Source organism: Neorhizobium alkalisoli (genome assembly GCF_002968635.1).
Lineage (GTDB): Bacteria > Pseudomonadota > Alphaproteobacteria > Rhizobiales > Rhizobiaceae > Neorhizobium > Neorhizobium alkalisoli.
Genome location: NZ_PVBN01000001.1, coordinates 278,157 through 303,044, shown reverse-complemented (window position 1 = coordinate 303,044; position 24,888 = coordinate 278,157). Strand labels below are relative to the sequence as shown.

Genomic DNA, 24,888 nt, shown 5'->3' with positions numbered 1-24,888 from the left:
GACCTCGCAAAATCCGCCGGATCGTAGCGAAACGGTAGGCAATCAAACTTGCGCGAGGATGAAGATGGCGCATCGCGTCAGCCTCAAACGACCGGTTCGACGAGACGTCGGGCGGATCAATCTAGACGTGCTACTGCCGGAACAGCTGGAGAATGTTTTCAGCGTTGGTATTGGCGATCTGCAGCGACTGAATGCCGAGCTGCTGCTGTGTCTGGAGGGCCTTGAGGCGGGTCGATTCCTCGTTCATGTCCGCATCCACCAGACGGCCGACGCCCTTGTCGATCACGTCCGTCAGGGAGGCGACGAAACCTTCCTGCAGATCGATACGCTTCTGGATCGAGCCGAGGCTGGACGCCGCGCTGGTCATCGCCAGGAGCTGCTTGTCCAGGAAACGTTCCAGCATATCGAGCACCGCTTCGTTATCGGGAGCAGAACCCGGCACCATCGTGTTCATCTCCGACGCGACATCCGCCAACTTGTCCAGATCGACGGTCACGACGGAAATGTCGAGCTTGCGATTGTCGAGGTTGTTGGCGGGTAGAACGACGAAGTAGTAGCTCGTGCCCCCGTTCTGGTGAACAGCGGTCGTGACCGCCGGTGCGGTGGCAGGGTCCGTCGTCGTCACACGAGCCCACTGGCCCTCGGCGACCTTCATGTAGGAGTTGCCGCCGACTGTATAGATGCGCGCATCGGCAACGTTGGTATCGGCGCCCAACGCCGTCAACTGGCTTTCGGTGAAGAAAGGAACGGCGTAGTCCGCTTCGGTAGAAACGCCGGCATTCGTGGTGACGACGGTGACGGCCGTTTCAGTTTCGGCCACGAAGCGGACGGAGGAATCGAGAATCCCGAGCTTTCCTCCGTTCAGATCGAAAAGGACGGTGCTCGAATCCAAGGTATAATCGACGGTCTTGACGGCGACTTCACCCGACGCGGTTCGCGTAAACGACGCAACCACCTGTTTGACGACCGGCTTTTCCTGGGCATTGGTGCCGCCGTCGCTGATATAGTCCTGCAACCAGTTCTCACCGGAAAAGGTGGCGGAGTCGGCAATGCTCTTCAACTGCTCCTGGAGCTGGGTGATTTCTTCCTGAATCTTGTTGCGGTTGGCGCCGACGCCGTAGGCGGCAACGATCTTGGATTTGATTTCCATGACCGTGTCGATGGCGCTTTCCATTGCGGCATAGGCGGTGTCCACCTTTGCCGCGCCAAGGCCGAGCGCATCCTGGATCGTCGACAGCGCGTGGTTGTCGGAGCGCATCGTCGTAGCGATGGACCAATACGCCGCATTGTCCGCAGCCGTCTGGACCCGCATGCCGGAAGAAACCCGTGCCTGGGTGATTTCCATGTTGCGGTCGATGCCGCGCAGGGTCTGCAGTGCCGCCATCGCGGCAGTATTGGTTAGGATACTGGTCATTGGCCGTGCCTCGGTCAGATATTCTGAGGGATCCGGAGTACTTCACCGGAAACGACGAGAGGCATCATGCTTACCGCCTGTCAGCATCAGGGATGCGAGGCGGCCTGTCGTTCTTAACAAATCGTTAACGCGACAGTTATCAAAGGCAGTCGTGGATTGGCAAGCTGTTAAAGCGGTATCGAGGCCCCCGCCCGACAGTCGTGCAGGTTTCGCGCAAGCCCCACGGCGAAAAGCGAAAAACCGCGCCTCTTTCGAGACGCGGTTTTCTTTCCTGAATATTGCTGCTGCCGTGTCAGAGCGGGACGAACCGCTCCTAGCCAAGAGCGCCGCTTACTGACGGAAGAGCGACAGAATATTCTCGGAATTGGTGTTGGCGATCGAAAGCGACTGGATCGCAAGCTGCTGCTGGGTCTGCAGGGCCTTGAGCCTGGTCGATTCCTCGTTCATGTCCGCATCGACGAGACGGCCGATGCCGCTATCGATGGAGTCGGTGAGCTTGGAGACGAAGTCTTCCTGCATCTCGATGCGCATCGAGATCGAGCCGAGCTTCGCAGTCGAACTGGTGAGCGCTTCGAGCTGGGCGTCGACGAAGGAAATCAGTGCATCCATGATGTTGGCGTCATCGACGTCAGTGCCCATGCCGAGATAGGTCGCTGCCGCGCTGTTGCGATAGTCGTCGAGCATGGTGATATCGAGTTCGGAGACCGAAACACCCTTGGTATAACCGATCGTGGCATTGGTTGCGACGAGGGCATTGGTGTCGATGTCGTAGCCGCCGGCGGTGCCGTTGTAGACCGCATCGACAAAGCCGCCGCCGATCTTGATCAGGTAGTCGGCGTTGGTGCCGCTCAGCAGGCTTCCGGCCGTGTCGGCCTTCGCCCAGACATTGCCTCCGATTTCCACCCACTTGGCGGTGGTATCGCTCATGGCGTTGGTATTGATCTTGGCGTAGCGATCATTGCCGAGCGTGTCCTGAACTTCGCGGAAGCCCTTGAGCATGTTGGCGTCGAGCAGACCGGCGTCACCGCCTGAAAGGTCGAAGAGAACCGTGGTTTCGTCGAGCTTGATCGGGATGGGCTGCACGGCGACATTGCCGTTTGCATCGCGGGTGAACGAGCCGATCACCTGCTTCATCACAGGATCGCTGGCATAGATTTCGCCATTTGTGGCGTTGGTGCGGCCACCGATATCCGCCTGCAGCCAGTTTTCACCGGAGAAGGAAGCGGACGAAGCGATGCTGCGCAGCTGGTCCTGCAGCTGAGAGATTTCGGACTGGATCTTCGACTTGTCGACACCGGCTTCGGAAGCAGCAACGAGCTTGCTCTTGATTTCGGTGACGACGTCGACGACGGTTTCCATGGCAGCGTAAGCGGTGTCGACCTTGGCAGCACCGAGACCGAGGGCGTCCTGGACGGCGGAAAGAGCGCCGTTGTCGGAACGCATGGTGGTCGCGATCGACCAGTAGGCGGCGTTGTCGGAAGCGGTTCCAACGCGCAGGCCGGTGGAAACGCGCTTCTGCGTATCTTCCATGTCGACGCCAAGCGAGCGGAGGGTCTGGAGAGCAGCCATAGCTGCGGTGTTCGTAAGAATGCTGGTCATCTTGTGTGCCCCTTGATTTGGCTAGAAGAAAGGGACATTCCGGATTTCACCGGTGAACGAAGGCTCGGCCTGATGCCTGTTAACCTCTTTTTCGTCTTGGTTAACCCTTCGTTTCGATGAGCCCAGTTAAGGGACAAATGGTTAACAAAGGTTAAACCGTCTTTACCGAAGTTAATAAAAAAATACCGGACGCATAAAAAAACCGCGCCCCCGGGGGGCGCGGCCTTTCAAGCGGTAACTTTCCGAGGCTTTCCGGATTAACGGAAGAGCGACAGGATGTTCTGCGAGTCCGAGTTGGCAATCGAGAGCGACTGGATCGCCAGCTGCTGCTGGGTCTGCAGGGCCTTGAGCTTGGTGGACTCTTCGTTCATTTCTGCGTCGACGAGGCGGCCAACACCGCTGTCGATCGAGTCGGACAGCTTGGAGACGAAGTCTTCCTGCATGCCGATACGCATGGAGATGGAGCCGAGCTTTGCAGCAGCGCTCGTCATCTTCTCGAGCTGACCGTCCGTGAAGGAGATCAGGTAGTCCATGAGCTGCTCGTCGGAGACGTTCGTGCCGTCGCCCATGCCGAGGTTCTTGGTGTCACCGGCCTTGCGATAGTCGTCAAGCTTGGTGATGTCGAGTTCGGAAACCGACAGACCCGAGGTCAGGGTGATCGAAGCGTTGGTGGCGATCAGGGCGTTGGTGTTGACCTGATATTCGTTGGCCGTTGCGCTGAACACCGCATCGACGAAGCCGCCGCCGGTCTTCATCAGGTAGGTGCCGTTCGAACCGTCGCTGTAGACGCCGAGCGTGTTGCCCTTCTGCCATACGTCGCCGCCGATGTCTCTCCAGACAGCGGTGGTGTCGTTCATTGCCGCGGTGTTGACCTTGGCGTAACGATCGGCACCGAGGGAGTCCTGAACCTGACGCATGCCCTTCAGAGCGTTTGCGTCGAGGATGCCGGCGTCACCACCCGAAAGGTCGAACAGGATGTTCGTTTCGTTGAGGACAACGTTGACCGTCTTGACCGAAACGTTGCCTTCAGCGTCACGGGTAAAGGAACCGACGATCTGCTTGTTGATGTCGTCAGAAGCGTAGACAATGCCGGTAACGGCGTTGGTCTTGCCGCTGATGTCGGCCTGCAGCCAGTTTTCACCGGAGAAGGAAGCCGAAGAGGTGATGCTCTTCAGCTGCTGCTGCAGCTGAGTGATTTCTTCCTGGACCTTGGACTTGTCAACGCCCGGCTCGGAAGCAGCAACGAGCTTGTTCTTGATTTCCTGGACGACGTCGATAGCCGATTCCATAGCGGCATATGCGGTGTCGACCTTAGCGGCGCCGAGGCCGAGAGCGTCCTGAACGGCAGAGAGAGCGCCATTGTCCGAACGCATGGTGGTTGCGATCGACCAGTAAGCGGCGTTGTCGGAAGCAGAACCGACGCGCAGACCGGACGAAACGTGAGCCTGCGTCTTCTCCATGTCGGAGCTGAGCGAGCGCAGGGTCTGGAGTGCAGACATGGCTGCAATGTTGGTGAGAATGCTAGTCATTTATGAGTGCCCCTTGAGTGGCTGATTACGAAAAGGGACATTCCGGAAACACCGGGAACGGCGGGCAGCATCATGCTTGCTAACCAGTTAATTTGTTTGGTTAACTCACCGTTTCGATGGCTCTAGGTAACCTCAATATAGTTAATGAAGATTGAAGCCGATTTGGAAAAATAAAAAAGCCGCGTCCGAATTCGGACGCGGCCCTTTTTCGGGTCCATGGCGCGGTCAGCCTCCGCGCCATTTTTCCTGTTTCGATTAACGGAAGAGCGACAGGATGTTCTGCGAGTCCGAGTTGGCAATCGAGAGCGACTGGATCGCCAGCTGCTGCTGGGTCTGCAGGGCCTTGAGCTTGGTGGACTCTTCGTTCATGTCGGCATCGACGAGGCGGCCTACACCGCTGTCGAGCGAGTCGGAGAGCTTGGAGACGAAGTCTCCCTGCATCTCGATGCGCTTGGAGACTGCACCGAGCTTTGCAGCCGCGCTCGTCATCTTCTCGAGCTGGTTGTCGACGAACGAGGTCAGAGCGGCGATCAGGTCGTCGTCGGAGACGTTCGTGCCGTCGCCCATGCCGAGGTTCTTGACGTCGCCGGACTTGCGGTAGTCGTCAAGCTTGGTGATGTCGAGTTCGGAAACCGACAGACCCGAGGTCAGGGTGATCGAAGCGTTGGTGGCGATCAGGGCGTTGGTGTTGACCTGATATTCGTTGGCCGTTGCGCTGAAGACCGCATCGACGAAGCCGCCGCCGACCTTCATCAGGTAGGTACCGTTCGAACCGTCCGTGAAGGCACCGAGCGTATTGCCCTTCTGCCATACGTCGCCGCCGATGTCCTTCCAGACAGCAGAGGTGTCGTTCATGGCCGCGGTGTTGACCTTGGCGTAACGGTCAGCACCGAGCGAGTCGGTAACCGTACGCATGCCCTTCAGGAAGTTTGCGTCGAGAATGCCGGCGTCACCACCCGAAAGGTCGAACAGAACGTTCGTTTCATTGAGCGTGACGTTGACGGTCTTGACCGAAACGTTGCCTTCGACGTCGCGGGTGAAGGAACCGACGATCTGCTTCGCGATGTCGTCAGAAGCGTAAACGACGCCGGTAACAGCGTTGGTCTTGCCGCTGATGTCGGCCTGCAGCCAGTTTTCACCGGAGAAGGAAGCCGAAGAGGTGATGCTCTTCAGCTGCTGCTGCAGCTGGGTGATTTCTTCCTGGATCTTCGTCTTGTCGGCGCTGGATTCGCCGGCGGTTACGAGCTTGTTCTTGATTTCCTGAACAACTTCGATCGCAGCTTCCATACCGGAATATGCGGTGTCGACCTTAGCAGCGCCGAGGCCGAGTGCGTCCTGAACGGACGAAAGAGCGGCATTGTCCGAACGCATGGTGGTTGCGATCGACCAGTAGGCGGCGTTGTCGGAAGCAGAACCGACGCGCTGGCCAGTAGAAATGCGGCTCTGCGTGGATTCCATGTCGGAGCTGATGGACCGCAGCGTCTGGAGAGCGGCCATTGCGTTAACGTTAGTAAGAATGCTTGCCATGATTCTAGTTGTCCCTTTGAACGAAATACTGTGGGGGGACATACCGGGCTAAAAAATATACCGGTCACTTCGGTCCGGCATCATGCCAACTCGGTTCCTTCAGCGAAGAGATACCAAACCCGTCGTGTGAGGAGAAATCTGGCAGCCAATCCTTGCCAAGTTCTTTAATTTGGAACCCGGCACCAATCCCTCTGTTCCCATGGTTAACGGGCGGTTATCACGCTCCTCACCCTCCGGCAGGACGGCCTCAAGCAAGCTTCGCAAGTCATCATGAACAAGGAGGCCGATCCGCCCTTGCGGCTGCGCGGCTGTTATTTGGAGTGCGAAGACTTGAAAAGCCTGAAGACACAACGGGAATATGTGGCCGCCCAAAAGAGCTTCGACAAGGCCGAATATTATCACGTGCTGGGCATCCTGAACCGATTGCTGGACGTGGACAAGGATCCGAGAAACTACGCATTGCTGGGCGCAACGCTAGTCAAGCTGCGCATGAAGACGGAGGCCGCACAGGCATTCCAGCTCGCAGGCGAACAGGAATCCCGTCATCGGCTGAAATATCTTCGCGAAGCGATGCGGCTTCATTTCGCCAACAACGACGACATCAGCCTTTTGCGAATCGGCGCCAAGATCCTCAACGAAGCCCTCGCTGACCCCGACATGGCGATGTTGATGTCCGGCGCGCTGATGCGCCAGGAGATGGAAGGCATCGAGGCGTTCCAGAAAACGCTTGCCGAAAGCGACAATGCCGAGCATCGCCGGTTCTCTATCCGCTCCATCCGCCTTGCGACCAGAACGGAAGCCGAGCACAAGCTCATCGTCGATACATTCGAAAGAGAGCCGGACGACAAGATCCTGCGCAATTACTACCTGACGGTGATGCGCGACGTGAACAACTACGAGGTCATCGACAAATACGATCCGATCCTCGAGGAGGAGATCGAGGCCGGCCAGATCGACCCGTTCTTCGACGAAATCTCGCTCTACAACATCCGTTGGTGCACCAACGAAAAGGTCAACGCGATCGCCGGAGCCGCGCGCGTCAGGAAGCCGGGGGGTGTTACAGCAAGGCGGCATGCGATGCCCCATAGCTGGGGTGACAAGATCCGCGTCGGCTACCTTTCGGCCGACCTGTGGACCGATCATGCGGTGATGAAGGCTTTCCGCGGCGTGCTCGAAGCACATGACCGCAGCAAGTTCGACATCACGCTCTTCTGCAACGCCAGCGAGAAGACACTTAAAGACAGCAATGCCGCCGTGCGCGAAAACTGGGGTCGTATCGTTTCCATTCGCAACATGACGGATGACGAAGCGGTAGAGGCCGTCAAGGCGGCCAACATAGACGTCCTGGTCGATCTCCAGGGCCACACCGCCGAAACCCGCGTCCCGATCATGAACCAGCTGACAGCACCTGTTCATGTCACTTGGCTTGGATATCCCGGCACAGTCGTCAACGTCGACATCGACTACCTGATTGCAGACCGCACCGTCGTGCCGGAAACATCTTTCCCCAACTACTACGAGAAAATCTGCTGGATGCCCGAGTCGTTCTTCCCGAACGACGCGATCCACCGGTCGTTGCCCCGAAAGATCGACCGCAGCATGTGCCGGATGCCGCAGAATGCCTTTATCTTCTCGTGCTTCCATACGCACTGGAAGATCAGCCGGACGACGCTGGATCTCTGGATCCGCATCCTCAAGCAGACGCCAGGCAGCTACCTCTTCCTGATCTGCAAGGAGACTTTCGGATCACGCAAGAACCTGCTCAAGGGCTTCACCGACGCCGGCATCGCCAGCGAGCGCATCCTTTTCGGTGACCGTGTACTGGACTATTCCGCATATCTCGACCGCATCGCGCTCACCGATCTCGGATTGGACACCTACCCCTACAACGGCCACACCACCACCTCGGAAAAACTCTGGTGCGGGTTGCCCATGCTGACCTTCAAGGGCGTAAACTTTGCCTCGCGCGTCAGCGAAAGCCTGCTTAACGCCGTAGGCCTTCCGGAAATGATCTGCGACACGACGGACGACTACGTGAACCGTGCCGTGCACTATTTCAAGAACCGCGAAGAGCTTGGCGAAATTCGCGCGCGGCTCGAGACGAACCGTTTCATCAAGCCGCTCTTCGATGCGGAGCGCTTCTGCCGCCACCTGGAAACGGGCTATGAAATGATGGTCGACCGGGCGAAGGCCAAGCTGAAGCCGGATCATTTTGCGGTTCCGGCGTTGCCCCCGCGCGAAACGCCATTCAGCACGCGCACCGAGTAAGGCAAAATGGCGGGGATTGCTCCCCGCCATTTTTCTGTCACCCGAAAGAGCGGATAAGGCTTCCGACAAGCAGGTTCCAGCCGTCAATCAGGACGAAGAAGAGAATCTTGAAGGGCAGCGAGATCGATGTCGGCGGCAGCATCATCATGCCCATCGCCATGGTGATGGCCGCGACGATCATGTCGATCACCAGAAACGGCAGGATGATCAAAAAGCCGATTTCGAAACCGCGCCGGATTTCCGACAGCATGAAGGCCGGGATCAGGACGCGATAGTCTATCGCCTCCGGCGTGCCGACCGACTGGCCACGCTCGCGGGCAATCTCGACAAAAAGCTCCAGGTCCTTGTCTCTCGTATTGGCGGACATGAAAACCCGGAACGGCTCGGCGATGCGCTGCACCGCCTCCGCTTCCGTTACCTGGTTCTGGAGAAGCGGCTGAACCCCTTCGTTCCAGGCCCGATCGAAGGTCGGCGACATAACATAGAACGTCATGAACAGCGCCATCGAGATCAGCACCATGTTGGAGGGCGCCGTGGCGAGCCCCATACCTGACCGAAGAATCGAAAACGCGATCACGAAGCGCGGGAAGCTCGTGACCATGATCAGGATGCCGGGCGCGACGGACAGAACCGTCAAAAGCCCGAAGGTGCGGATGATCCACGCGGCAGCGGAACCATCCACCGGCAGATTGAGAAGATCCGCGGGTGATTGCTGGGCGAGCGCAAGCCCGGGTGCCGCGATCAGCGCGACGAGCAGATAGATCAGCCGAATCATGCGATCACGAAGGTCCTTTACACTCCCTTCGATAGTCACCGTCGCCAACTGCGGTCAACAGATTACCGGCCGATCCGTGCGATCGTGAACAGGAAGATGGCGCTATTCGGCTGATTGCCGCCGCGCCCCTCTATTTTGTGACCCCGCGAGGCTTCAGTTTTGCACAAGTCTCGAACGTTAGCGTCCTGTCAGAAATCTCATGATGGCGGGAGCCTGAACACGAATCAGTCTGCGGAAAATACTGCCACCGGCAAATCTCAACGCAGCGAGAACGAGCCGCAGGCCCGCATCATGTCAACATCGCCAAACCGCTTCGGTTCAGCACGAGACCAAGCGGCTTGAAAACCCCGACCGAGGAAATCTAAGTGAATTCCATCAAGCTCAGCATCTGCATTCCCACATACAATCGCGCCCCGCATCTGCGCGCATGCCTGGGGCGCATCAAGGAATTTCAGTTCGACTTTCCCTACGAGATCGTCATTTCGGACAATGCTTCGACCGACAACACTGCCGAAGTGGTTCAGGAACTCTCGGCCGACCTGCCCATCCGCTACTATCTGCGGGCGGAAAACAACGGCCCGTTCGTCAACGTGAACGGAACTTACAGACGTGCCCACGGCGAGTACTCCGTCTATGTCGCCGACGACGACCGCCTGATCTACGAGGGCCTCATGAACGCGCTGACGTTCATGGACGAAAATCCCAGCGTGAATGTCTGCCACGCCCCGTGGTACACGTATGACGGCATCCTCGAGAAGGACATGGATCTCTTCTACAAGATCGAGGAGAACACCGTCTTCAAGCGCCGCACTTTCGGCGAGGTGTTCAACTTCATCTACAACAAGCACATCTTCCCGGAAATCGCCGTCTTCCGCACCCGCGCGGTCAGAACCGCCTGGGTACCGCGCGACATCTGCTTCTATGCCTTCCCGCTTCTTGCGCATTTCCTGGATCAGGGCGATATCGCCTTCCTGAAGGAACCGTTTTATCGGCAGGTGATTCGCTCCGAAATCGGCCGCGACCGGCCGCAGGGCGGTCACGAAATCGCTATGTCCGGCTGGGACCAGTATCGCGGCGGTCTCGAATATTTCCTCTATTTCGGCATCAAACGGGGGCAGATCTCCCGTGACGAAAACGACAAATATACCCAGGAATATATGTGCCGGATGTTCACCCTCATCCGCATGACGGTCGCACTGCGGCTGCTCGTCGCATCGAGGGAATTCGTCAAGGCGTACGAAATCTACACGAGGCTGTTCTTCGGCGGCATGGACCATCACCCCGAAGTCACGGCGGTGCGCGACGGACTGACGCTGGCTGCGGCGCTGCAGACCCTTTCCTGGCAGGTGAACGCGGCCGGCGGCCTCGAATACCTCGTGCTGCACGGCTTCCTTGATACGGTGATCATCAAGGAGCGAATCGGCAAGGTGAATTTCCCGGCGCGAATACAGATCGTCGACGAACCCGAGGAGCACACGTCCGATTTCGTGAGCAAGGCTGCCGTTCTGGTCTTCTCTCCCGAACAGCGTGAACGTTTCCTCCAACTCGGCTATGAACCCAACCTGGTCTTTTCCCAGGACGATCTTGTCCAGACCATCCTGATCTAAAATTGCGGTTGCCGCGAAGGGTGGCGTAGAATTGATGCGGGGCTTCCGATAAGAGAGGTCCCGCCCCTGCGGCAGGGAGAGAAAGAGTGAAAGCTGTTATTTTGGCCGGCGGGTTGGGAACCCGCATTTCGGAAGAGACACATCTCCGGCCCAAGCCGATGATCGAAATCGGTGGCCGCCCGATCCTCTGGCACATCATGAAGCTCTATTCCGCCCATGGCGTGAACGAGTTCATCATCTGCTGCGGGTACAAGGGATACGTCATCAAGGAGTATTTCGCGAACTACTTCCTGCACATGTCGGACGTGACCTTCGACATGGCCTACAATGAAATGCAGGTCCATCGCCGCAGTGCGGATCCATGGAAGGTGACGCTGATCGACACCGGCGAAGCGACCATGACCGGCGGCCGCCTGAAACGCGTCGAGGACTATCTCCGCAACGAGGAGAGCTTCTGCTTCACCTACGGGGACGGCTTGAGCGACGTAAATATCACGGAGGTCGTCAAATTCCATCGCACCCACGGGAAGATGGCAACGGTCACCGCGGTTCATCCGCCGGGCCGTTATGGCGCTCTGGAACGTTCCGGCAACCAGGTCACGGGCTTTGTGGAAAAGCCGCGCGGCGACGGCGGCCTGATCAATGGCGGCTTCTTCGTGCTTTCGCCGAAATGCATCGAACTCATCGAGGGCGACAATGTGCCCTGGGAATCAGCGCCCATGTCCACCCTGGCTGCGATGGGCGAGATGATGGCCTATGAGCATGAAGGCTTCTGGCAGCCGATGGATACGTTGCGCGAAAAGAACCTGCTCGAAGATCTCTGGGCATCCGGGGATGCACCGTGGAAGATCTGGTCTTGACTGGTGGTGCGCTCCCAAGCCCCGGCTTCTGGGCAGGCAAACGGGTCCTTCTGACGGGACATACGGGCTTCAAGGGCGCCTGGCTTTCCCTCTGGCTGAACCGCCTCGGCGCGAACGTGACCGGCATTTCGTTGCCTCCGGAAACGCAGCCGAACCTGTTCACGCTTGCCCGCGCCGATCTTGCGGCAAGTCATTTCCAGGATATCCGGGACGCAGCAAAGCTCGCCGAACTCGTTCGGGCGGCTTCGCCGGAAATCATACTGCATCTCGGTGCCCAGGCACTGGTTCGTCCGAGCTACCAGGATCCACTCGGCACTTTCGCGACCAATGTGCTGGGGACAGCAAACCTGCTCGATGCGGTTCGGTCCGTGGAACCGGCAAGGGTCGTCGTGGCGATCACTACCGACAAGGTCTACCGCAATCTCGAACATGCCTTCCCCTACCGGGAAACAGATCATCTGGGCGGCCATGATCCCTATAGCGCCAGCAAGGCCGCGTGCGAGATCGTAATTTCCAGTTACCGCGATTCCTTCTTGAGCGAGAAAGGCGTAGCGGTCGCCAGTGCGCGTGCGGGCAATGTAATCGGCGGCGGCGACTGGTCAGCGGACCGGCTGCTGCCGGATGCCGTCCGCGCATGGCAGTCGGGCAACGTCCTTCACGTAAGACGGCCGGAGGCGAAACGTCCCTGGCAGCATGTGCTGGAACCCCTAAGCGCCTATCTGGTCCTTGCCGAACGGCTCTGGAGCGATCCATCGCTCGCCGACGCGTTCAATTTTGGCCCGGTCAGCCACGAAGCGGCGCCGGTCCGCCAGGTCATTGAAATCGCCCGCGCATCCTACGGTCGCGGCGATGTGCAATATGGCGACGGTACGGAAGGTCCGCACGAAGCGGGTTGGCTTGCACTGGAAACCGCCAAGGCTCGGCATATCTTGGATATCGAGCCGCGCTGGCCGCTGACGGAAGCTGTCGATCGGACCATGAAATGGTATCGCGCGCATCGGGATGGCGCCGATGCCCGCGCGCTCTGCGAAACCGAAATTGCCGACTATGAGGCACGCATTTGAGCCGCTTCACCATCACCGATCTGCCGCTCGCCGGCCTGAAGCTCGTCGAGCGTCAGAACCTCGGTGATTCGCGGGGCTTCCTATCGCGCATGTTCTGTGCAGAGGAGCTGGCGCCCGCCGGCTGGATCAAGCCGATTGCCCAGATCAATCTCACCATGACCGCGCGCAGAGGCACCTTGCGCGGCATGCATTTCCAGCAACCGCCGCATTCGGAAATGAAACTGGTCAACTGCATCCGCGGCGCAGTGTTTGACGTGGCCGTCGACCTGCGGGCTGGGTCACCCACCTTCCTGCAATGGAACGCCGAGGAACTTTCGGCCGATAACCGCCGATCTTTTCTGATCCCCGAGGGTTTCGCGCACGGCTTCCAGGCTCTCACCGATGACTGCGAGCTTCTTTATCTTCATTCGATGCCCTATGTTCCTGGTTCGGAGGGTGCGCTGAATTCGCAGGATCCAACACTCCGCATAGATTGGCCGCTTGCCGTTACTGAAATGTCGGAGCGGGACCGAAACCATCCATATCTGACAGAGCAATTTACAGGACTGATCTCATGAAATGCCGCCACTGCGGTAGCGCGCTTCGCTGCGACTTCCTCGATCTCGGCTTCGCGCCGCCGTCCAACGCCTATCTGGCAGCCGAAGACCTTTCCAGGCCGGAAGTCTATTTCCCGCTGCGGCTGAAGGTCTGCGAAGAATGCTGGCTGGTGCAGACGGAAGATTACGCCTCCGCCGAATCGCTCTTCAGCCCCGAATACGCCTATTTCTCCAGCGCATCCACGAGCTGGCTCGCCCATGCGGCCCGTTATGTCGAGATGATTTCTGGGCGCCTTGGCCTCGGCAAGGACAGCATGGTCATCGAGGTCGCTTCGAACGACGGATACCTGCTCAAGAACTTCGTGGCCGCGGGCATTCCCTGCCTCGGCGTGGAGCCCACCGACAGCACGGCCGATGCTGCCGAAAAGCTCGGGATACCGGTGCTTCGGGAGTTCTTTGGGGAAGCACTCGGCAAGCGGCTCGCCGATGAGGGCAAAAGTGCCAACCTCATCCTTGGAAACAACGTCTACGCCCATGTTCCCGATATCAACGATTTCACGAAGGGGATGAAGGCGGCACTTAAGACGGGCGGCACGGTCACCCTCGAATTTCCGCATGTCATGCGGCTGATCGAGCAGAACCAGTTCGACACCGTCTATCACGAACATTTCTCCTACCTTTCCCTGTTCACCGTCGGAAAGATCTTCGAAAGCACCGGGCTGCGGGTATTCGATGTCGAGGAATTGCCGACCCATGGGGGGAGCCTGCGCGTCTATGGTTGCCATGCGGAAGATCCGCGTCAGACGACCGACGCCGTCATGACACTGCTTGCCGAGGAAGAAACGCGCGGCCTGCGCAGTTCCGCAGTCTATGCAGACTTCCAGGTGAAGGCCGAGAAGGTCAAGAACGACGCGCTCGCCTTCCTCATCGAAGCAAAGCGCGCCGGCAAGACGGTGGCGGCCTATGGCGCTGCCGCCAAGGGAAACACGCTTCTCAATTTCGCCGGCGTGAAGCCGGACCTGCTGCCCTTCGTCTGCGACGCGGCGGCGGCCAAGCAGAACAAGTTCATGCCGGGCAGCCATATTCCGATCCTCCATCCGGACGTAATCTCGGAGAGGCGGCCCGACTATGTCATGATCCTGCCCTGGAATATCGCGACAGAGGTTCGTCAGCAGCTGGCGGCTCTTGCCGAGCAAGGCACCAAGTTCGTCACCGCCGTGCCGGATCTGAAAATTCAATAACGCCACTTTCCGGTACCTCACCTATAGGCTAGGCACCGGAAACGCTCACGAAGGTTGAGACCGTGATCGAAATCCACCCGTCAGCACGAGTCAGCTCACTTGCGGATATCGAGGATTCGACGCGCGGCACGAAGATCGTGGTCGGCGAGAACAGCGTGATCGACAGCTTTGTCAAGATCAAGCCCGCCGGCGGCAGCGGCGACCTCACGTTCGGCCGGTTCTGCTACATCAATAGCGGCTGCGTCTTCTATACCGGCAATGGCATCGAATTCGGCGATCACGTGCTCGTTGCGGCCAACTGCACCTTCGCGCCCGTGAACCATGCCTTCAAGGACAAGGATCGCCTGATTCGCGAACAAGGCTTTCAGCCAACCCGGGGCGGCATCCGCGTCGAGGATGATGTCTGGATCGGCGCCAATGTGGTGATTCTGGATGGTGCACACCTGCGCAAGGGCTGCGTGATCGCGGCAGGCTCGATCGTTCGGGGCGAAGTGGCATCCTACGCGATCGTCGGCGGCAATCCGCTCAAGGTTCTGGGGCATCGCGAATGAGATTCACCGTTTTCGGCGCACCGGGATTTGTCGGGCGGCACGTGGTCCGATATCTGCGCGCGGCCGGTCACGAGGTGATGCCCGTTTCGCGGGACAACTTTAACGAGGTGCATGGGGATCTGGGGCACTGCATCTATGCCATCGGGCTGACTGCGGATTTCCGCACCCGTCCCTTCGATACCATCGAAGCCCATGTTTCACTCGCGGCGAATCTGTTGCGCGATGCAGACTTCCAGTCGTTCCTTTACCTCTCCTCCACGCGGATCTACGCAAACAGCAGCGATACGCTGGAAGACGGCCTGCTTTCCGCGCGTCCTTCCAACCCGTCCGATCTCTACAATCTTTCCAAGATGACCGGAGAAGCGATCTGCCTGTCGTCCACGCGGCCGGGGGTTCACATTGCGCGGCTTTCCAACGTCGTGGGCCCGAACGAGGCAGGATCGGACACGTTCGTCGGAGAACTTTGCCGTGAAGCGCAGCAAGGGCATATCCAGCTCCGCACCGCGCTCAATTCGGCAAAGGACTATATCTGGATCGACGACGTATCCCGCCTGCTTGCAGAGATCGCGGTCGGCGGCAGGCAAACAATATATAATGTCGCGAGCGGCGTCGATCTCAGCCATCAGGCGTGGGTATCCGCCATCACCGCTGCAACGGGCTGTTCTTTCGCCGTCGACGAGAGTGCCCCGACCACCAGTTTCCCCACGATCTCCACGGCCAGGATCAGAGACGAGTTCGGTTTCACGCCCTCCTCCGTCCTCGGTTTCTTGCCATTGGTCCTCAACCGCGAAGCAGCGTAATAGTTGCCACAAGGCGCACGATACGGAAGGTAGATTACACATGAACCCGATCGAACAATTTCAGCAGGAGCGCGAGGCGACGGCGCAAGGTTATGCCAATGACCAGGAGTTTCTGGGGCTGAGCTCCGCCTGGCGCGAAATGTCCATGGCCAAGCGCTATGTCTATAACTTCGATTGGCTCGGGCGCCCGATCATTCAGTATCCGCAGGATATGCAGGCGATCCAGGAGCTTATCTGGGCGACCCGCCCGGACCTCGTGATCGAAACCGGCATTGCCCACGGCGGCTCGCTGATCCTCAGCGCATCGATGCTTGCCCTGCTCGATATGTGCGACGCCATCGAAGCCGGCACGACGATCGATCCCAAGAAATCAAACCGAAAGGTCATCGGCATCGATATCGACATCCGCGCCCATAACCGCGAAGCGATCGAGACACACCCGATGGCAAGCCGCATTCAGATGTTTGAAGGATCGTCCGTCGCCAAGGAGATCGTCGATGCGGTGCGCGAAGCGGCGGCTCCCTACAAACGCGTCATGGTCTGCCTTGATTCCATGCATACCCATGAGCACGTCCTTGCCGAACTCGAAGCTTATGCCCCGCTCGTAACGCCCGGCTGCTATTGCGCAGTGTTCGACACGTTCGTCGAAGACCTGCCGCGCGATTTCTTCAAGGATCGCCCCTGGAACCCCGGCGACAATCCCAAGACGGCCGTGTTCGAATATCTGAAGAGCCATCCCGAATTCGAGATCGACAAATCCGTCGAAAACAAACTGCTCGTCACAGTCGCTCCGGATGGCTTCCTGAAGCGGGTGCGATAATCCGCCCTACGTTTCTTCCGGGCCCCCGGAAGAAACGTCCCGAATGCGTATTCCTTCACAAAGCAAAACCGGCCTGACGATGTCAGGCCGGTTTTGCCGTTTATGGTGGACTAGTCTTATTCTACCACGAAGGATCGGAGCATGATCTTGCCGACCTTGCCTTGCGAGCGAAGATCGACGCGCTCCTGGAGGTCGTCCTTCAGATACTGGAAGCCGCGTGGCCCTTCGATCTGCTGCAGCGAGACCGTGCGCATATAGGCGAGGATATCCTGATGGATATCTTCGGCAAGCGGCAGTTCCGGCGCGCCCTTGAAGGCCAATGCCACCTCAAGGCGGATCCAGTTCTCGGACGGATAGGCGAGATTGGTGGTGATCGGCTCGAGGAGAACGACACCCGCGGCTTCGGTAGAGATATGAGGAAGCCCCTCCTCCTTCTTGCCTTCGCCGTGTTCGCCGCCAGCGGCCGCTTCTTCATGCTTCGCGTCGGCTGCCGGATCCTTGGGGGCTATCATTCCGCCGACGAACCAGCCACCGCCGGCACCTACGAGCGTGAGGATGGCAAGGCCCGCGATCAGCATCACAGAACCACCCTTCTTCTTGCCACCGGCTTCGCCTGCCTGTGCTTCTTCCGCCATGGTCTTCAAACCCTCAAAAAGAGACCTTCGTCCGATGCCGTCAGAAGGGCGAGAACAGATCGACGACCTGCTGGCCGACCGGAGGCTGCTGAACTTCCATCAGGCGGCCGCGGCCACCGTACGAAATACGGGCTTCGGCGATCTTGTCGTAGGAGATGGTGTTCTGCGAATCGACATCCTGCGGTCGCACGATACCGGCGACGTTCAGGATGCGGATCTCGTGGTTGACGCGCACTTCCTGGGAACCGCTGATCAAGAGATTGCCGTTTTCGAGAATGCCGGTGACCACCGCGGCGACCAGCAGCTTGAGGGATTCGGACCGTTTGGTCTTGCCCTTGCCTTGCGAATCCGTGTTCGAGTCGGAGCCGAGATCGCCGGTGGCTTCCGCTTCCGGCGTCCAGCCGAAGAGGTTGCTCACGCCAAGCTCCCACTTCAGTCCCGTCGAATTGGTGCGGCTGCGTTCGGTCTCGTTGTCGAAGGTCGCCTTGTCGTTGATCTGGATATCGACTGTCAGGATATCACCCACGTTGAGTGCGCGCGCATCCTTGAACAGCGCCGCCTGGTTGTCGCTCCAGAGCGAATAGCCGCTTGCAAGCTGCCGGGGCTGCTTCGGGTAGGAGGACATCTGCGGCGTCTGCGCATATTGCAGGCCGCTGCCGATCGGACTCATCGACGGCGCATTGCCGATCTCCCTGATCGTCTGGCTTTGGCAGCCGGCCAGAAAGAGAACGGCCATGATGGCTGGAATGCGTTTCGTCATGAGGGCGCTTTCGGAGTATTGGGACGTGCTTTCGAGGTATTCGGATCAGTGGCGCTGGAAATGATCGTCGAGATCATGCCGGCTTTTTCCGGATCCATTTCACTCAGGAAAAGAGCGGACTGACGCGCCGGGAGCTGCATGATGATCGCCGCAGCAATCTCCATTCGCATCTCCTGAAGCTGCGGAGCCGCGGCGTCGGGTTTCATGGTCTTGAACATATCCACGAGGCCGGCCTGAGCGCGCGCAAGGAAGTCGTTGCGGCGCTTCAGCCAGTCCTGGTATTCGGTGGTGCGCTGCTCGAGCGTCTTGATGCGGGCATCAACGTCAGCCTGCAGCTTTTCAAGCTCCTGCTTCTGCAGCAGATAGCGCTGGTCCCGCGCGGCATCGGCGATGTTAGTGCAGAACTTCTGGATTTCGTCGTTGGTCGAGGCTTCCGAAATCGTCGCCGGCTGTTGTGCGCCCACCTGGGAGACCAGCGTAAGGACAGCGACTGCCGTCAGGACACGCCGTGCAAGCGTTTTGGATATGGAGATCGTGAACAGGGTCTCGGTCATTGCAGGACGAGCTCCGCTTGGAGGGCACCGGCGGACTTGATGCCCTGGAGGATGGCGATAATGCCATCCGGCTTGACGCCGATGCTGTTGAGGCCGGCGACGAGTGTCCGCAGATCCGGGCCGTTCAAAATCGCGACCTGGCCGCCATCCTTCATCGCCATGATGTCCGTCTGCTCCTGAACGGCGGTTTCGCCGCGGGAGAAAGGCTCAGGTTGAACGATCTGCGGTGTTTCCGTGACCTGCACGGTCAGCGTTCCGTAGCTCACAGCGACGCGCGAAACCTTCACGTCCGCCCCAATGACGATCGTACCGGTGCGCTCGTTGACGACAACCTTTGCGGGGGTATCGGTCTCGACCACCAGATTTTCGATCTCGGCCATCAGACGGGTCAGATCTGCGGACTTCGGTTTCTGGACGATGACTTCCTGGCTGTCGCGCGGCTCCGCAACCGGGCCGCCGTATCGGCGGGACGCAAAGGCATTGACGGTATCGGCGATGCGTACAGCCGTCGAGAAATCCGGATTGCGTAGCTGCAGGACGAGGTTGACCGAGTCCTTGAACTTGGATGGCAGTTCGCGCTCGATGATGGCGCCATTGGGAACGCGACCGGCCGTCGTGACCCCTTCGGTCAGCGTCGCGGCCTGCCCCTGGGCGGAAAAGCCGGAAACGATCAAAGCGCCCTGGGCAACGGCATAGATCTGGCCGTCGGCGCCGGAAAGCGAGGTCATCACCAGGGTACCGCCCCGCAGAGAGGTGGCATCGCCGAGCGAGCTGACATTGACGTCGATGCGGCTGCCCGGGCTTGCGAAGGGCGGCAGGTTCGCCGTCACCATGACTGCCGCAACGTTCTTTGCGTTCGCCTGGCTGCCCTGGGTGGAGATGCCGAGGTTCTGCAGCATCGCCCGCATCGACTGATCGGTAAAGGGCGAGGAGCGCAGGCTGTCGCCTGACCCCTGAAGACCGACGACGAGGCCGTAACCGATGAGCTGGTTGTCGCGGCCGGACTGCAGCGAGGCTATATCCTTGATGCGCGCGTTATCGGCGGATACCGGTACGGCCGCGAGGAGCGATCCCATCAGGACGAGTACGGGGATTAGCCAGTTCTTTTTCATTTCGCCATCACCTGTATCGTACCGTCGGCCATGACTGTGCCGCTGACCGTGACGCCCGAGTCGGTATTGCGTACGCGGATGACATCGCCGACCGCGGCATTCTCAAGCGGCGAGCCGGAGGCAGAGATGGTCATGTTGCCGATCGAAAAGGTCAGGCGCACGGATGAACCGCGCGTCACCGCAAAGGCTTCGCGCAGCGCAGAGGCCGAAATGGTGCGCCCCGGCAGCAAGGTACGCTTGGCGACCATGCCAACGACTTCCTGGGAGGAGCGGGCGTAATCGCCGGAGAGGTTCGGATTGGTAACCTCGACCTCTTCGACCTTGCCGGCGGAGATTTCCTCGCCCGGGTAGATGGTTGAGGTCGGCACGACGGCCGTTCCCATTCCGGCGAGAACGGGCGAACCCGCTCCGGCAAGGAGGGCAGCCAGCAACGGCATGGCCAGCGTGGCCCCGATGGCATTCTTCCGGCGAAACCTCATGTCTCCCGTCTCCTGTTATTACTTCAGGTTCTTACTGACGATCTGCGCCATCTCATCCGCAGTGGTGATGACCTTGGAATTCATCTCGTAAGCGCGCTGAGCGGAAATCAGGTCGGTGATTTCCTTGACCGCGTCGACGTTCGAGGATTCCAGGTAGCCCTGCTTCAGGTAACCGAAGCCCGGGTCTTCCGGGGCTGCAACGATCGGCTCGCCGGATGCGGCGGTCTGCGCGAACAGGTTGTCGCCGAGCGGCTGGAGGCCGGCTTCGTTGACGAAGTTGGCAGTGGTCAGCTGGCCGATTTCGGTGAAGTCGTTGGAGTTGCCGATACGGACCATGACCTGGCCGGTACGGGTGATCTTGGTTTCGCTCACATCCGCCGGGAAGGTAATGTTCGGTACGATCGCATAGCCGTCGATCGTTACCAGCTGCCCTTCCGCATTCTTGTTGAACGCGCCGGCGCGGCTGTAGAGCGTCGTGCCGTCCGGAGACTGGACCTGATACCAGCCGCGACCGACGATCGCGACGTCGAGGTCGTTTTCCGTATGCGACAGTTCACCCTGGGTATGGATGTTGCGCACCGCGGAGGTCTGCACACCGAGGCCGATATTGGCACCTTCGGGAACGATCGCCTGGTTGGCTCGGTTCGGCACGCCCTGGGCCCGCTCGCTTTGATAAAGCAGATCGGAAAACTCGGCACGCGCGCGCTTGTAGCCCGTGGTGTTGATATTTGCGATGTTGTTCGCGATGACTTCGAGATTGGTCTGCTGGGCATCCATGCCCGTTGCTGCGACGGAAAGCGCTCTCATGTCTTCGTCCTCAAAACTTTAGATCTGCATTTTCGTGATTTCGAGATAGGCCGAGACGATCTTGTCGCGGAGCGACATGGCCGTCTGCAGCGACTGCTGGGCTTCCAGCACCGCATCAACGACTTCACGGGTGTTCGCCTTGCCCTGGATCCCCTTGAAGGACATGGCTTCGGCGCCTTTCAGGCTGTTCATGGTGTCGGTCGCCATGTCGCCCAGAACCTGGGCGAAGTTCATGCCGGTGTTCTGGCCGGGCGTCAGCGCCGTGGTGCCGAGCGACGACCCCGTCGTAGAACCGATCTCCTCAATGCCGTTGCCGAGCGAAAGAGAGCTTACGTTTTGAATCTTGTCGATCATTGTCCGGCCTTCAGAAGGTCAATCGTCGCAGCGATCAGTTCGCGCGTCTGCTTGATGGTCTGGATATTGGCTTCGTAGGAGCGATTGGCTTCCCGCATGTCCGCCATCTCGATCAGCATGTTGACGTTGGGCAGCTTGACCATGCCCTTCTCGTCTGCGGCCGGATTGCCCGGGTCGTATTCCAGAGCGAATTTCGAGTTGTCGACGCCGAGCTTCTCGACCTCGACCACGTCGACACCACTTGCCTTGTCGAGCTCGGCACCGAAGGTGATCGTCTTGCGGCGGTAGGGGTCCGCACCGGGCGTATCTCCGGTCGAGCGGGCGTTTGCGATGTTTTCGGAAACGATGCGCAGACGGGTTGCCTGTGCTTCCATTCCCGATCCAGCGATCTTCAGCGAGGCTGAAAGCGGATCCATTTGCTTACCTCTTTACTGTCATCAGCATCATGCTGTGAAACGACTTCACGAGACCTGTGCTCAATTCGTATTGACGCTTGATTTCGCCCGTCTTCGACAGCTCTTCGGACAGCGAGACGGTATTGCCGGATTCCTGGACGCCGATTTCTTCGTTCAGTTCCGATTCCTTGATTTCGACCTCGTCGCTGATGTTGTTTGCAGCGAAGTGGGCGGAATGCGTGCGAGCCATCGGAACATATGTCTGCTCCAGAACGGCATCGAAGGGCGAGACGTCCTTTGCCTTGTATTTCGGCGTATTGGCGTTCGCGATGTTGCCGGCAACCACCTCTTGGCGTACGGAAAGCCACTCGGCCTGACGTGATGCCACTTCAAAGAGCTGAATCGGTTGCATAGGCTTATCTCCATTATTTGCCTGGAGCCTAGGCCGGTAACCTTGCGTCGGACTTACGGTCGCGACGTTTCTGCGTCCTGATAGACTTGTCCGTTGGACGTGATGATCACCCACTTGCCGTCGCGCTGCTCAAGCGTTGCAAGTTTGCTGTTGTCCGGCAGGATCGAGCCGACGCGGACCATGTACATGCCCGCCCCATCCTCGATCAGGGCACGGCCATTAGCGACATGCAGCAGCTTGAAGCCGCTTTTGCCCGGAAACGGCTGTTCTTCACGAAAAGCGCCCCTGTCACGCGCTTCGCCCACCGACGAAGTGGTGGCCGTCGTCAGCGCGTCCATGGGTTCGGGTGGGGTCGGCCAGTCCTCCTTGGAACTGTCGGTCATCGCGAGCGGCGAGACGTTGACGACCGGTCGTCCGACGCCGGGAGGCAGGTCCCGGGTGCGGCCGAGCTCGGTGGTGCGGATGCCGAACTTCTCTTCGTTGAAGAAGACATACCAGGGGAAAGACGCCGAGGCCGCTGCAAGAGCCACGCCAACCGCGATCAGGACCTTGTCGCCCAGCCGCGAAGAGGACTTTGCCGCTTTCAGCGGAGGCAGAGCCTCGTCTTCGTAATGTAAGTCGCTCATCGCACAATCACCTTCTTGCTATGGCGGTTGGCGGATTACCCTGCCCCGCGGCGGCCCGCAGGGCATTCGCCAGATCCGCGTAGGCGTCGAGAGCCGGCTTTTCTCCCGGCGTCTGTTTCAAGACCTCATAGATGACCGGCACCTGCTTGATCGCCATGTCGAGGTCCGGATCGCTGCCGGCGCGATAACCGCCGATGAGGCGCAGGTCGCGCGTTTCCTCGTAGCGATGCACCAGCGATTTCAGACGTGCGACCAGCTTCTCCTGGTCATCCGTCCACGCCTTTCGGGCGAGACGCGAGATCGAAGCAAGCGGGTTGATCGGCGGGTAACGCCCTTCCTCCGCAAGCGAACGGTCGAGCACGATATGCCCGTCCAGAATACCGCGGGTAGAGTCCGCAATCGGGTCGTTGTGGTTGTCGCCGTCGACGAGGATCGAGATGATCGCGGTGATCGTGCCCGTTCCCTCAACGCCCGGACCGGCACGCTCCAGAAGGCGCGGCAATTCCGTGAACACGGAAGCCGGATAGCCACGGGCGATCGGTGGTTCGCCGGATGCAACGGCGACTTCACGAATGGCATGCGCAAAACGGGTCACGCTGTCGGCGATGAAAAGAACGTTGTCGCCCTGATCCCGGAAATGCTCGGCAATGGTGATGGCAACCAATGGCGCCATTTTCCGGAGCATGGGGCTTTCATCGCTGGTCGCGACGACGGCTATCGATTTCGCCATGTTGTCGCCGAGCGTGTCCTCGATGAATTCGCGCACTTCGCGGCCACGTTCGCCGACCAGTGCGATCACCACCTTGTCGAAGGCATCGGCCCGAGCGAGCATGGACAGCAATGTCGATTTACCGACACCGGAACCGGCGAAGATGCCGAGGCGCTGGCCCAGGCAAAGCGGAGAAAAGATGTCGATAGCCCGGACGCCGGTCTTGAAGCCGGTCTCGACACGGCTGCGCGTCATCGAGGGCGGTGCGGTGTTGGCGATCGAACGGGGATTGTGGCCCTTGTTGATCGGCCCCTTGCCGTCGATCGGCTCACAAAGCGAGCTGATCGTCCGGCCACACCAGCTATCGTCCGGCGCGACGCGAAAAGCCCCCTTGCGGATGACGGTGTCGCCTATGCCGATCGGTTCCCCTGGCTCGATAGGGCTGACGTAGACGATGTCAGGCTCGACGCGAACCACCTCGCCCAGATGAATGCCGGTAGCGCTGCGGTGAGCGACGAATTCGCCGAGCCTTACATGCTTCGAAAGACCGGCAACGGTGTAATGTCCCGCGGCGATGGTCCTGACATGACCACCGTGAGCCACGGAAAAGGCAGGATCGGCATAACGTCCTACAAGCCCTGCGAGCTGTGCAAGCTTGCCGCCGTTGACTGCATCGAGGATAGCCGCTTCCATCATGGTGGGCTGTCTTTCCTATTTTAGCTGTTGGAGCCGCCGAGCGTCTTGATGGCGGAGCTCATCGAGTTCTCGCTGTCGCGCATCAGTGCCGAAATGCTTTCGAAGGCCCTATTGACCTGGATGAGCTGGGTCATCTCACTGATGCCGTTGACGTTGGACTGTTCGATATAGCCCTGCACCACGGAGTTCTGCATGCCTTCGAGAACCGGCTGGGGATTGTCGACCGGGATCACGCCCTCATTGTCATGGCGGACGAAGCCCTTGGAGATATCGGCGGTGAAAAGACCGAGAGTGGCGACCGGCTGGTTGTTCTGCATGATGATGCCGTCAGCGCCGGCCGTCGGGGGGCCGCCGTCACGGTTGAGCTGGATCGGTGCGCCGCCAGCGTCGAGAATCGGGTAGCCCCGAATGGACCGAAGCTGGCCGGCTTCATCCATCGTAAAGCGGCCGTCACGGGTCAGCACCTGACCGGCCGGGGTGTCGATCGCAAACCAGGCATCGCCCTTGACCGCAAAGTCCAGAGGATTGCCGGTGCGCTGCAGTTCGCCGGTGCGGGTCGACAGATAGTCGTTACCCTGCGTGACGAAGGCTACCTTCGCGTTGAGGTCGTTCTGGGTCTTGCTCAGAACTTCGTCGAACTTGACCTCCGTCGACCGAAATCCAACGGTATTCATGTTGGCCATATTGTCGGCGATCGTGTTCAAGCGGCGCTCGAGCGCGATTTGAGAAGAAATGCCGACGTAAAGTCCGGACTGCAT

26 protein-coding genes are annotated in these 24,888 nt (G+C 59.3%); 9 read left to right on the top strand and 17 right to left on the bottom strand.

The features are described from left to right. Positions 1-130: 130 nt before the first annotated feature. The 4 genes from C5L13_RS01460 to C5L13_RS29460 all read right to left on the bottom strand — a co-directional run bounded on the left by C5L13_RS01460 (position 131) and on the right by C5L13_RS29460 (position 6,069). Positions 131-1,414, bottom strand: a complete 1,284-nt coding sequence (locus C5L13_RS01460; RefSeq protein ID WP_105381484.1) for a flagellin N-terminal helical domain-containing protein — start codon at positions 1,412-1,414, stop codon at positions 131-133. 330 nt (positions 1,415-1,744) lie between these two features. Further along, a complete protein-coding gene (locus tag C5L13_RS01455; RefSeq protein ID WP_105381483.1) occupies positions 1,745-3,013 on the bottom strand; it encodes a flagellin N-terminal helical domain-containing protein in 1,269 nt (422 codons plus the stop codon). Between the two features lie 257 nt (positions 3,014-3,270). Beyond that, positions 3,271-4,542 (bottom strand): flagellin N-terminal helical domain-containing protein, encoded by a 1,272-nt coding sequence (locus tag C5L13_RS01450; RefSeq protein WP_105381482.1) that lies wholly within the window; start codon positions 4,540-4,542, stop codon positions 3,271-3,273. A 255-nt stretch (positions 4,543-4,797) separates the two neighbouring features. After that, positions 4,798-6,069, bottom strand: coding sequence for a flagellin N-terminal helical domain-containing protein (locus C5L13_RS29460; protein ID WP_105381481.1), 1,272 nt, complete (start codon positions 6,067-6,069; stop codon positions 4,798-4,800). A gap of 330 nt (positions 6,070-6,399) precedes the next feature. On the opposite strand from C5L13_RS29460, the gene C5L13_RS01435 reads away from it, so the two are divergent. After that, entirely contained in the window at positions 6,400-8,337 is a 1,938-nt protein-coding gene (locus C5L13_RS01435; RefSeq protein ID WP_158693367.1) for an O-linked N-acetylglucosamine transferase, SPINDLY family protein, read from the top strand. Between the two features lie 37 nt (positions 8,338-8,374). Here C5L13_RS01435 and fliP read toward each other — a convergent pair whose 3' ends face one another. Beyond that, positions 8,375-9,112, bottom strand: coding sequence for a flagellar type III secretion system pore protein FliP (gene fliP, locus C5L13_RS01430; RefSeq protein WP_105381479.1), 738 nt, complete (start codon positions 9,110-9,112; stop codon positions 8,375-8,377). A 365-nt stretch (positions 9,113-9,477) separates the two neighbouring features. Here fliP and C5L13_RS01425 point away from each other — a divergent pair, with 365 nt between their 5' ends. From C5L13_RS01425 to C5L13_RS01390, 8 genes are all read left to right on the top strand, one after another. Then, positions 9,478-10,719, top strand: a complete 1,242-nt coding sequence (locus C5L13_RS01425) for a glycosyltransferase family 2 protein (protein ID WP_105381478.1) — start codon at positions 9,478-9,480, stop codon at positions 10,717-10,719. Between the two features lie 86 nt (positions 10,720-10,805). After that, on the top strand, positions 10,806-11,579 hold the full coding sequence (gene rfbF / locus C5L13_RS01420) for a glucose-1-phosphate cytidylyltransferase (RefSeq protein WP_105381477.1): 774 nt from the start codon (positions 10,806-10,808) through the stop codon (positions 11,577-11,579). After that, positions 11,561-12,643: a CDP-glucose 4,6-dehydratase gene (gene rfbG / locus C5L13_RS01415; protein WP_105381476.1), complete on the top strand. Its 1,083-nt coding sequence runs from the start codon at positions 11,561-11,563 to the stop codon at positions 12,641-12,643. Before rfbF ends, rfbG begins: the two co-directional genes overlap by 19 nt. After that, positions 12,640-13,200, top strand: a complete 561-nt coding sequence (gene rfbC, locus C5L13_RS01410; protein ID WP_105381475.1) for a dTDP-4-dehydrorhamnose 3,5-epimerase — start codon at positions 12,640-12,642, stop codon at positions 13,198-13,200. Before rfbG ends, rfbC begins: the two co-directional genes overlap by 4 nt. Next, positions 13,197-14,420, top strand: a complete 1,224-nt coding sequence (locus C5L13_RS01405) for a class I SAM-dependent methyltransferase (RefSeq protein ID WP_105381474.1) — start codon at positions 13,197-13,199, stop codon at positions 14,418-14,420. The genes rfbC and C5L13_RS01405 overlap by 4 nt, the downstream gene beginning before the upstream one ends. 62 nt (positions 14,421-14,482) lie before the next feature. Then, a complete protein-coding gene (locus tag C5L13_RS01400; protein WP_105381473.1) occupies positions 14,483-14,971 on the top strand; it encodes an acyltransferase in 489 nt (162 codons plus the stop codon). Continuing rightward, positions 14,968-15,771, top strand: coding sequence for an NAD-dependent epimerase/dehydratase family protein (locus C5L13_RS01395; RefSeq protein WP_105381472.1), 804 nt, complete (start codon positions 14,968-14,970; stop codon positions 15,769-15,771). Before C5L13_RS01400 ends, C5L13_RS01395 begins: the two co-directional genes overlap by 4 nt. A gap of 40 nt (positions 15,772-15,811) precedes the next feature. After that, a complete protein-coding gene (locus tag C5L13_RS01390) occupies positions 15,812-16,591 on the top strand; it encodes a cephalosporin hydroxylase family protein (protein WP_105381471.1) in 780 nt (259 codons plus the stop codon). 116 nt (positions 16,592-16,707) lie between these two features. On the opposite strand, the gene C5L13_RS01385 is transcribed toward C5L13_RS01390, so the two are convergent. From C5L13_RS01385 to flgF, 12 genes are read right to left on the bottom strand one after another with little or no spacing between them, the layout of a single operon-like run. Beyond that, positions 16,708-17,226, bottom strand: coding sequence for a flagellar basal body-associated FliL family protein (locus tag C5L13_RS01385; protein WP_105381470.1), 519 nt, complete (start codon positions 17,224-17,226; stop codon positions 16,708-16,710). 40 nt (positions 17,227-17,266) lie between these two features. After that, on the bottom strand, positions 17,267-17,986 hold the full coding sequence (gene flgH / locus C5L13_RS01380; protein ID WP_105381469.1) for a flagellar basal body L-ring protein FlgH: 720 nt from the start codon (positions 17,984-17,986) through the stop codon (positions 17,267-17,269). After that, positions 17,983-18,540 carry a MotE family protein gene (locus C5L13_RS01375; RefSeq protein WP_105381468.1) on the bottom strand — a complete coding sequence of 186 codons (558 nt, stop codon included), beginning with the start codon at positions 18,538-18,540 and terminating at the stop codon, positions 17,983-17,985. The genes flgH and C5L13_RS01375 overlap by 4 nt, the downstream gene beginning before the upstream one ends. Further along, on the bottom strand, positions 18,537-19,616 hold the full coding sequence (locus tag C5L13_RS01370; RefSeq protein ID WP_245423235.1) for a flagellar basal body P-ring protein FlgI: 1,080 nt from the start codon (positions 19,614-19,616) through the stop codon (positions 18,537-18,539). Before C5L13_RS01370 ends, C5L13_RS01375 begins: the two co-directional genes overlap by 4 nt. Before the next feature lie 32 nt (positions 19,617-19,648). After that, on the bottom strand, positions 19,649-20,131 hold the full coding sequence (gene flgA, locus C5L13_RS01365) for a flagellar basal body P-ring formation chaperone FlgA (RefSeq protein WP_105381466.1): 483 nt from the start codon (positions 20,129-20,131) through the stop codon (positions 19,649-19,651). An 18-nt stretch (positions 20,132-20,149) separates the two neighbouring features. Then, positions 20,150-20,938 carry a flagellar basal-body rod protein FlgG gene (gene flgG / locus C5L13_RS01360; protein WP_105381465.1) on the bottom strand — a complete coding sequence of 263 codons (789 nt, stop codon included), beginning with the start codon at positions 20,936-20,938 and terminating at the stop codon, positions 20,150-20,152. 18 nt (positions 20,939-20,956) lie between these two features. Continuing rightward, a complete protein-coding gene (locus C5L13_RS01355) occupies positions 20,957-21,292 on the bottom strand; it encodes a flagellar hook-basal body complex protein FliE (RefSeq protein ID WP_105381464.1) in 336 nt (111 codons plus the stop codon). Continuing rightward, a complete protein-coding gene (flgC, locus tag C5L13_RS01350; RefSeq protein ID WP_105381463.1) occupies positions 21,289-21,708 on the bottom strand; it encodes a flagellar basal body rod protein FlgC in 420 nt (139 codons plus the stop codon). Before flgC ends, C5L13_RS01355 begins: the two co-directional genes overlap by 4 nt. A gap of 4 nt (positions 21,709-21,712) precedes the next feature. Further along, positions 21,713-22,099 carry a flagellar basal body rod protein FlgB gene (gene flgB / locus C5L13_RS01345; protein WP_105381462.1) on the bottom strand — a complete coding sequence of 129 codons (387 nt, stop codon included), beginning with the start codon at positions 22,097-22,099 and terminating at the stop codon, positions 21,713-21,715. Between the two features lie 53 nt (positions 22,100-22,152). Next, positions 22,153-22,725 carry a flagellar protein gene (locus tag C5L13_RS01340; protein WP_105381461.1) on the bottom strand — a complete coding sequence of 191 codons (573 nt, stop codon included), beginning with the start codon at positions 22,723-22,725 and terminating at the stop codon, positions 22,153-22,155. A gap of 7 nt (positions 22,726-22,732) precedes the next feature. Continuing rightward, the gene (gene fliI / locus C5L13_RS01335; protein WP_105381460.1) at positions 22,733-24,130 is read right to left on the bottom strand and encodes a flagellar protein export ATPase FliI; all 1,398 of its coding nucleotides are present in this window, start codon (positions 24,128-24,130) and stop codon (positions 22,733-22,735) included. A gap of 20 nt (positions 24,131-24,150) precedes the next feature. After that, positions 24,151-24,888, bottom strand: coding sequence for a flagellar basal-body rod protein FlgF (gene flgF / locus C5L13_RS01330; protein ID WP_105381459.1), 738 nt, complete (start codon positions 24,886-24,888; stop codon positions 24,151-24,153).

Bases quoted from the DNA above. Each gene is read 5' to 3' on its own strand.
- C5L13_RS01460 (WP_105381484.1), bottom strand. From the start codon at position 1,414: ATGACCAGTATCCTAACCAATACTGCCGCGATGGCGGCACTGCAGACC.
- C5L13_RS01455 (WP_105381483.1), bottom strand. From the start codon at position 3,013: ATGACCAGCATTCTTACGAACACCGCAGCTATGGCTGCTCTCCAGACC.
- C5L13_RS01450 (WP_105381482.1), bottom strand. From the start codon at position 4,542: ATGACTAGCATTCTCACCAACATTGCAGCCATGTCTGCACTCCAGACC.
- C5L13_RS29460 (WP_105381481.1), bottom strand. From the start codon at position 6,069: ATGGCAAGCATTCTTACTAACGTTAACGCAATGGCCGCTCTCCAGACG.
- fliP (WP_105381479.1), bottom strand. From the start codon at position 9,112: ATGATTCGGCTGATCTATCTGCTCGTCGCGCTGATCGCGGCACCCGGG.
- C5L13_RS01405 (WP_105381474.1), top strand. From the start codon at position 13,197: ATGAAATGCCGCCACTGCGGTAGCGCGCTTCGCTGCGACTTCCTCGAT.
- C5L13_RS01395 (WP_105381472.1), top strand. From the start codon at position 14,968: ATGAGATTCACCGTTTTCGGCGCACCGGGATTTGTCGGGCGGCACGTG.
- C5L13_RS01390 (WP_105381471.1), top strand. From the start codon at position 15,812: ATGAACCCGATCGAACAATTTCAGCAGGAGCGCGAGGCGACGGCGCAA.
- C5L13_RS01385 (WP_105381470.1), bottom strand. From the start codon at position 17,226: ATGGCGGAAGAAGCACAGGCAGGCGAAGCCGGTGGCAAGAAGAAGGGT.
- flgH (WP_105381469.1), bottom strand. From the start codon at position 17,986: ATGACGAAACGCATTCCAGCCATCATGGCCGTTCTCTTTCTGGCCGGC.
- C5L13_RS01375 (WP_105381468.1), bottom strand. From the start codon at position 18,540: ATGACCGAGACCCTGTTCACGATCTCCATATCCAAAACGCTTGCACGG.
- C5L13_RS01370 (WP_245423235.1), bottom strand. From the start codon at position 19,616: ATGGGATCGCTCCTCGCGGCCGTACCGGTATCCGCCGATAACGCGCGC.
- flgA (WP_105381466.1), bottom strand. From the start codon at position 20,131: ATGAGGTTTCGCCGGAAGAATGCCATCGGGGCCACGCTGGCCATGCCG.
- flgG (WP_105381465.1), bottom strand. From the start codon at position 20,938: ATGAGAGCGCTTTCCGTCGCAGCAACGGGCATGGATGCCCAGCAGACC.
- C5L13_RS01355 (WP_105381464.1), bottom strand. From the start codon at position 21,292: ATGATCGACAAGATTCAAAACGTAAGCTCTCTTTCGCTCGGCAACGGC.
- flgC (WP_105381463.1), bottom strand. From the start codon at position 21,708: ATGGATCCGCTTTCAGCCTCGCTGAAGATCGCTGGATCGGGAATGGAA.
- flgB (WP_105381462.1), bottom strand. From the start codon at position 22,099: ATGCAACCGATTCAGCTCTTTGAAGTGGCATCACGTCAGGCCGAGTGG.
- C5L13_RS01340 (WP_105381461.1), bottom strand. From the start codon at position 22,725: ATGAGCGACTTACATTACGAAGACGAGGCTCTGCCTCCGCTGAAAGCG.
- fliI (WP_105381460.1), bottom strand. From the start codon at position 24,130: ATGATGGAAGCGGCTATCCTCGATGCAGTCAACGGCGGCAAGCTTGCA.
- flgF (WP_105381459.1), bottom strand. From the start codon at position 24,888: ATGCAGTCCGGACTTTACGTCGGCATTTCTTCTCAAATCGCGCTCGAG.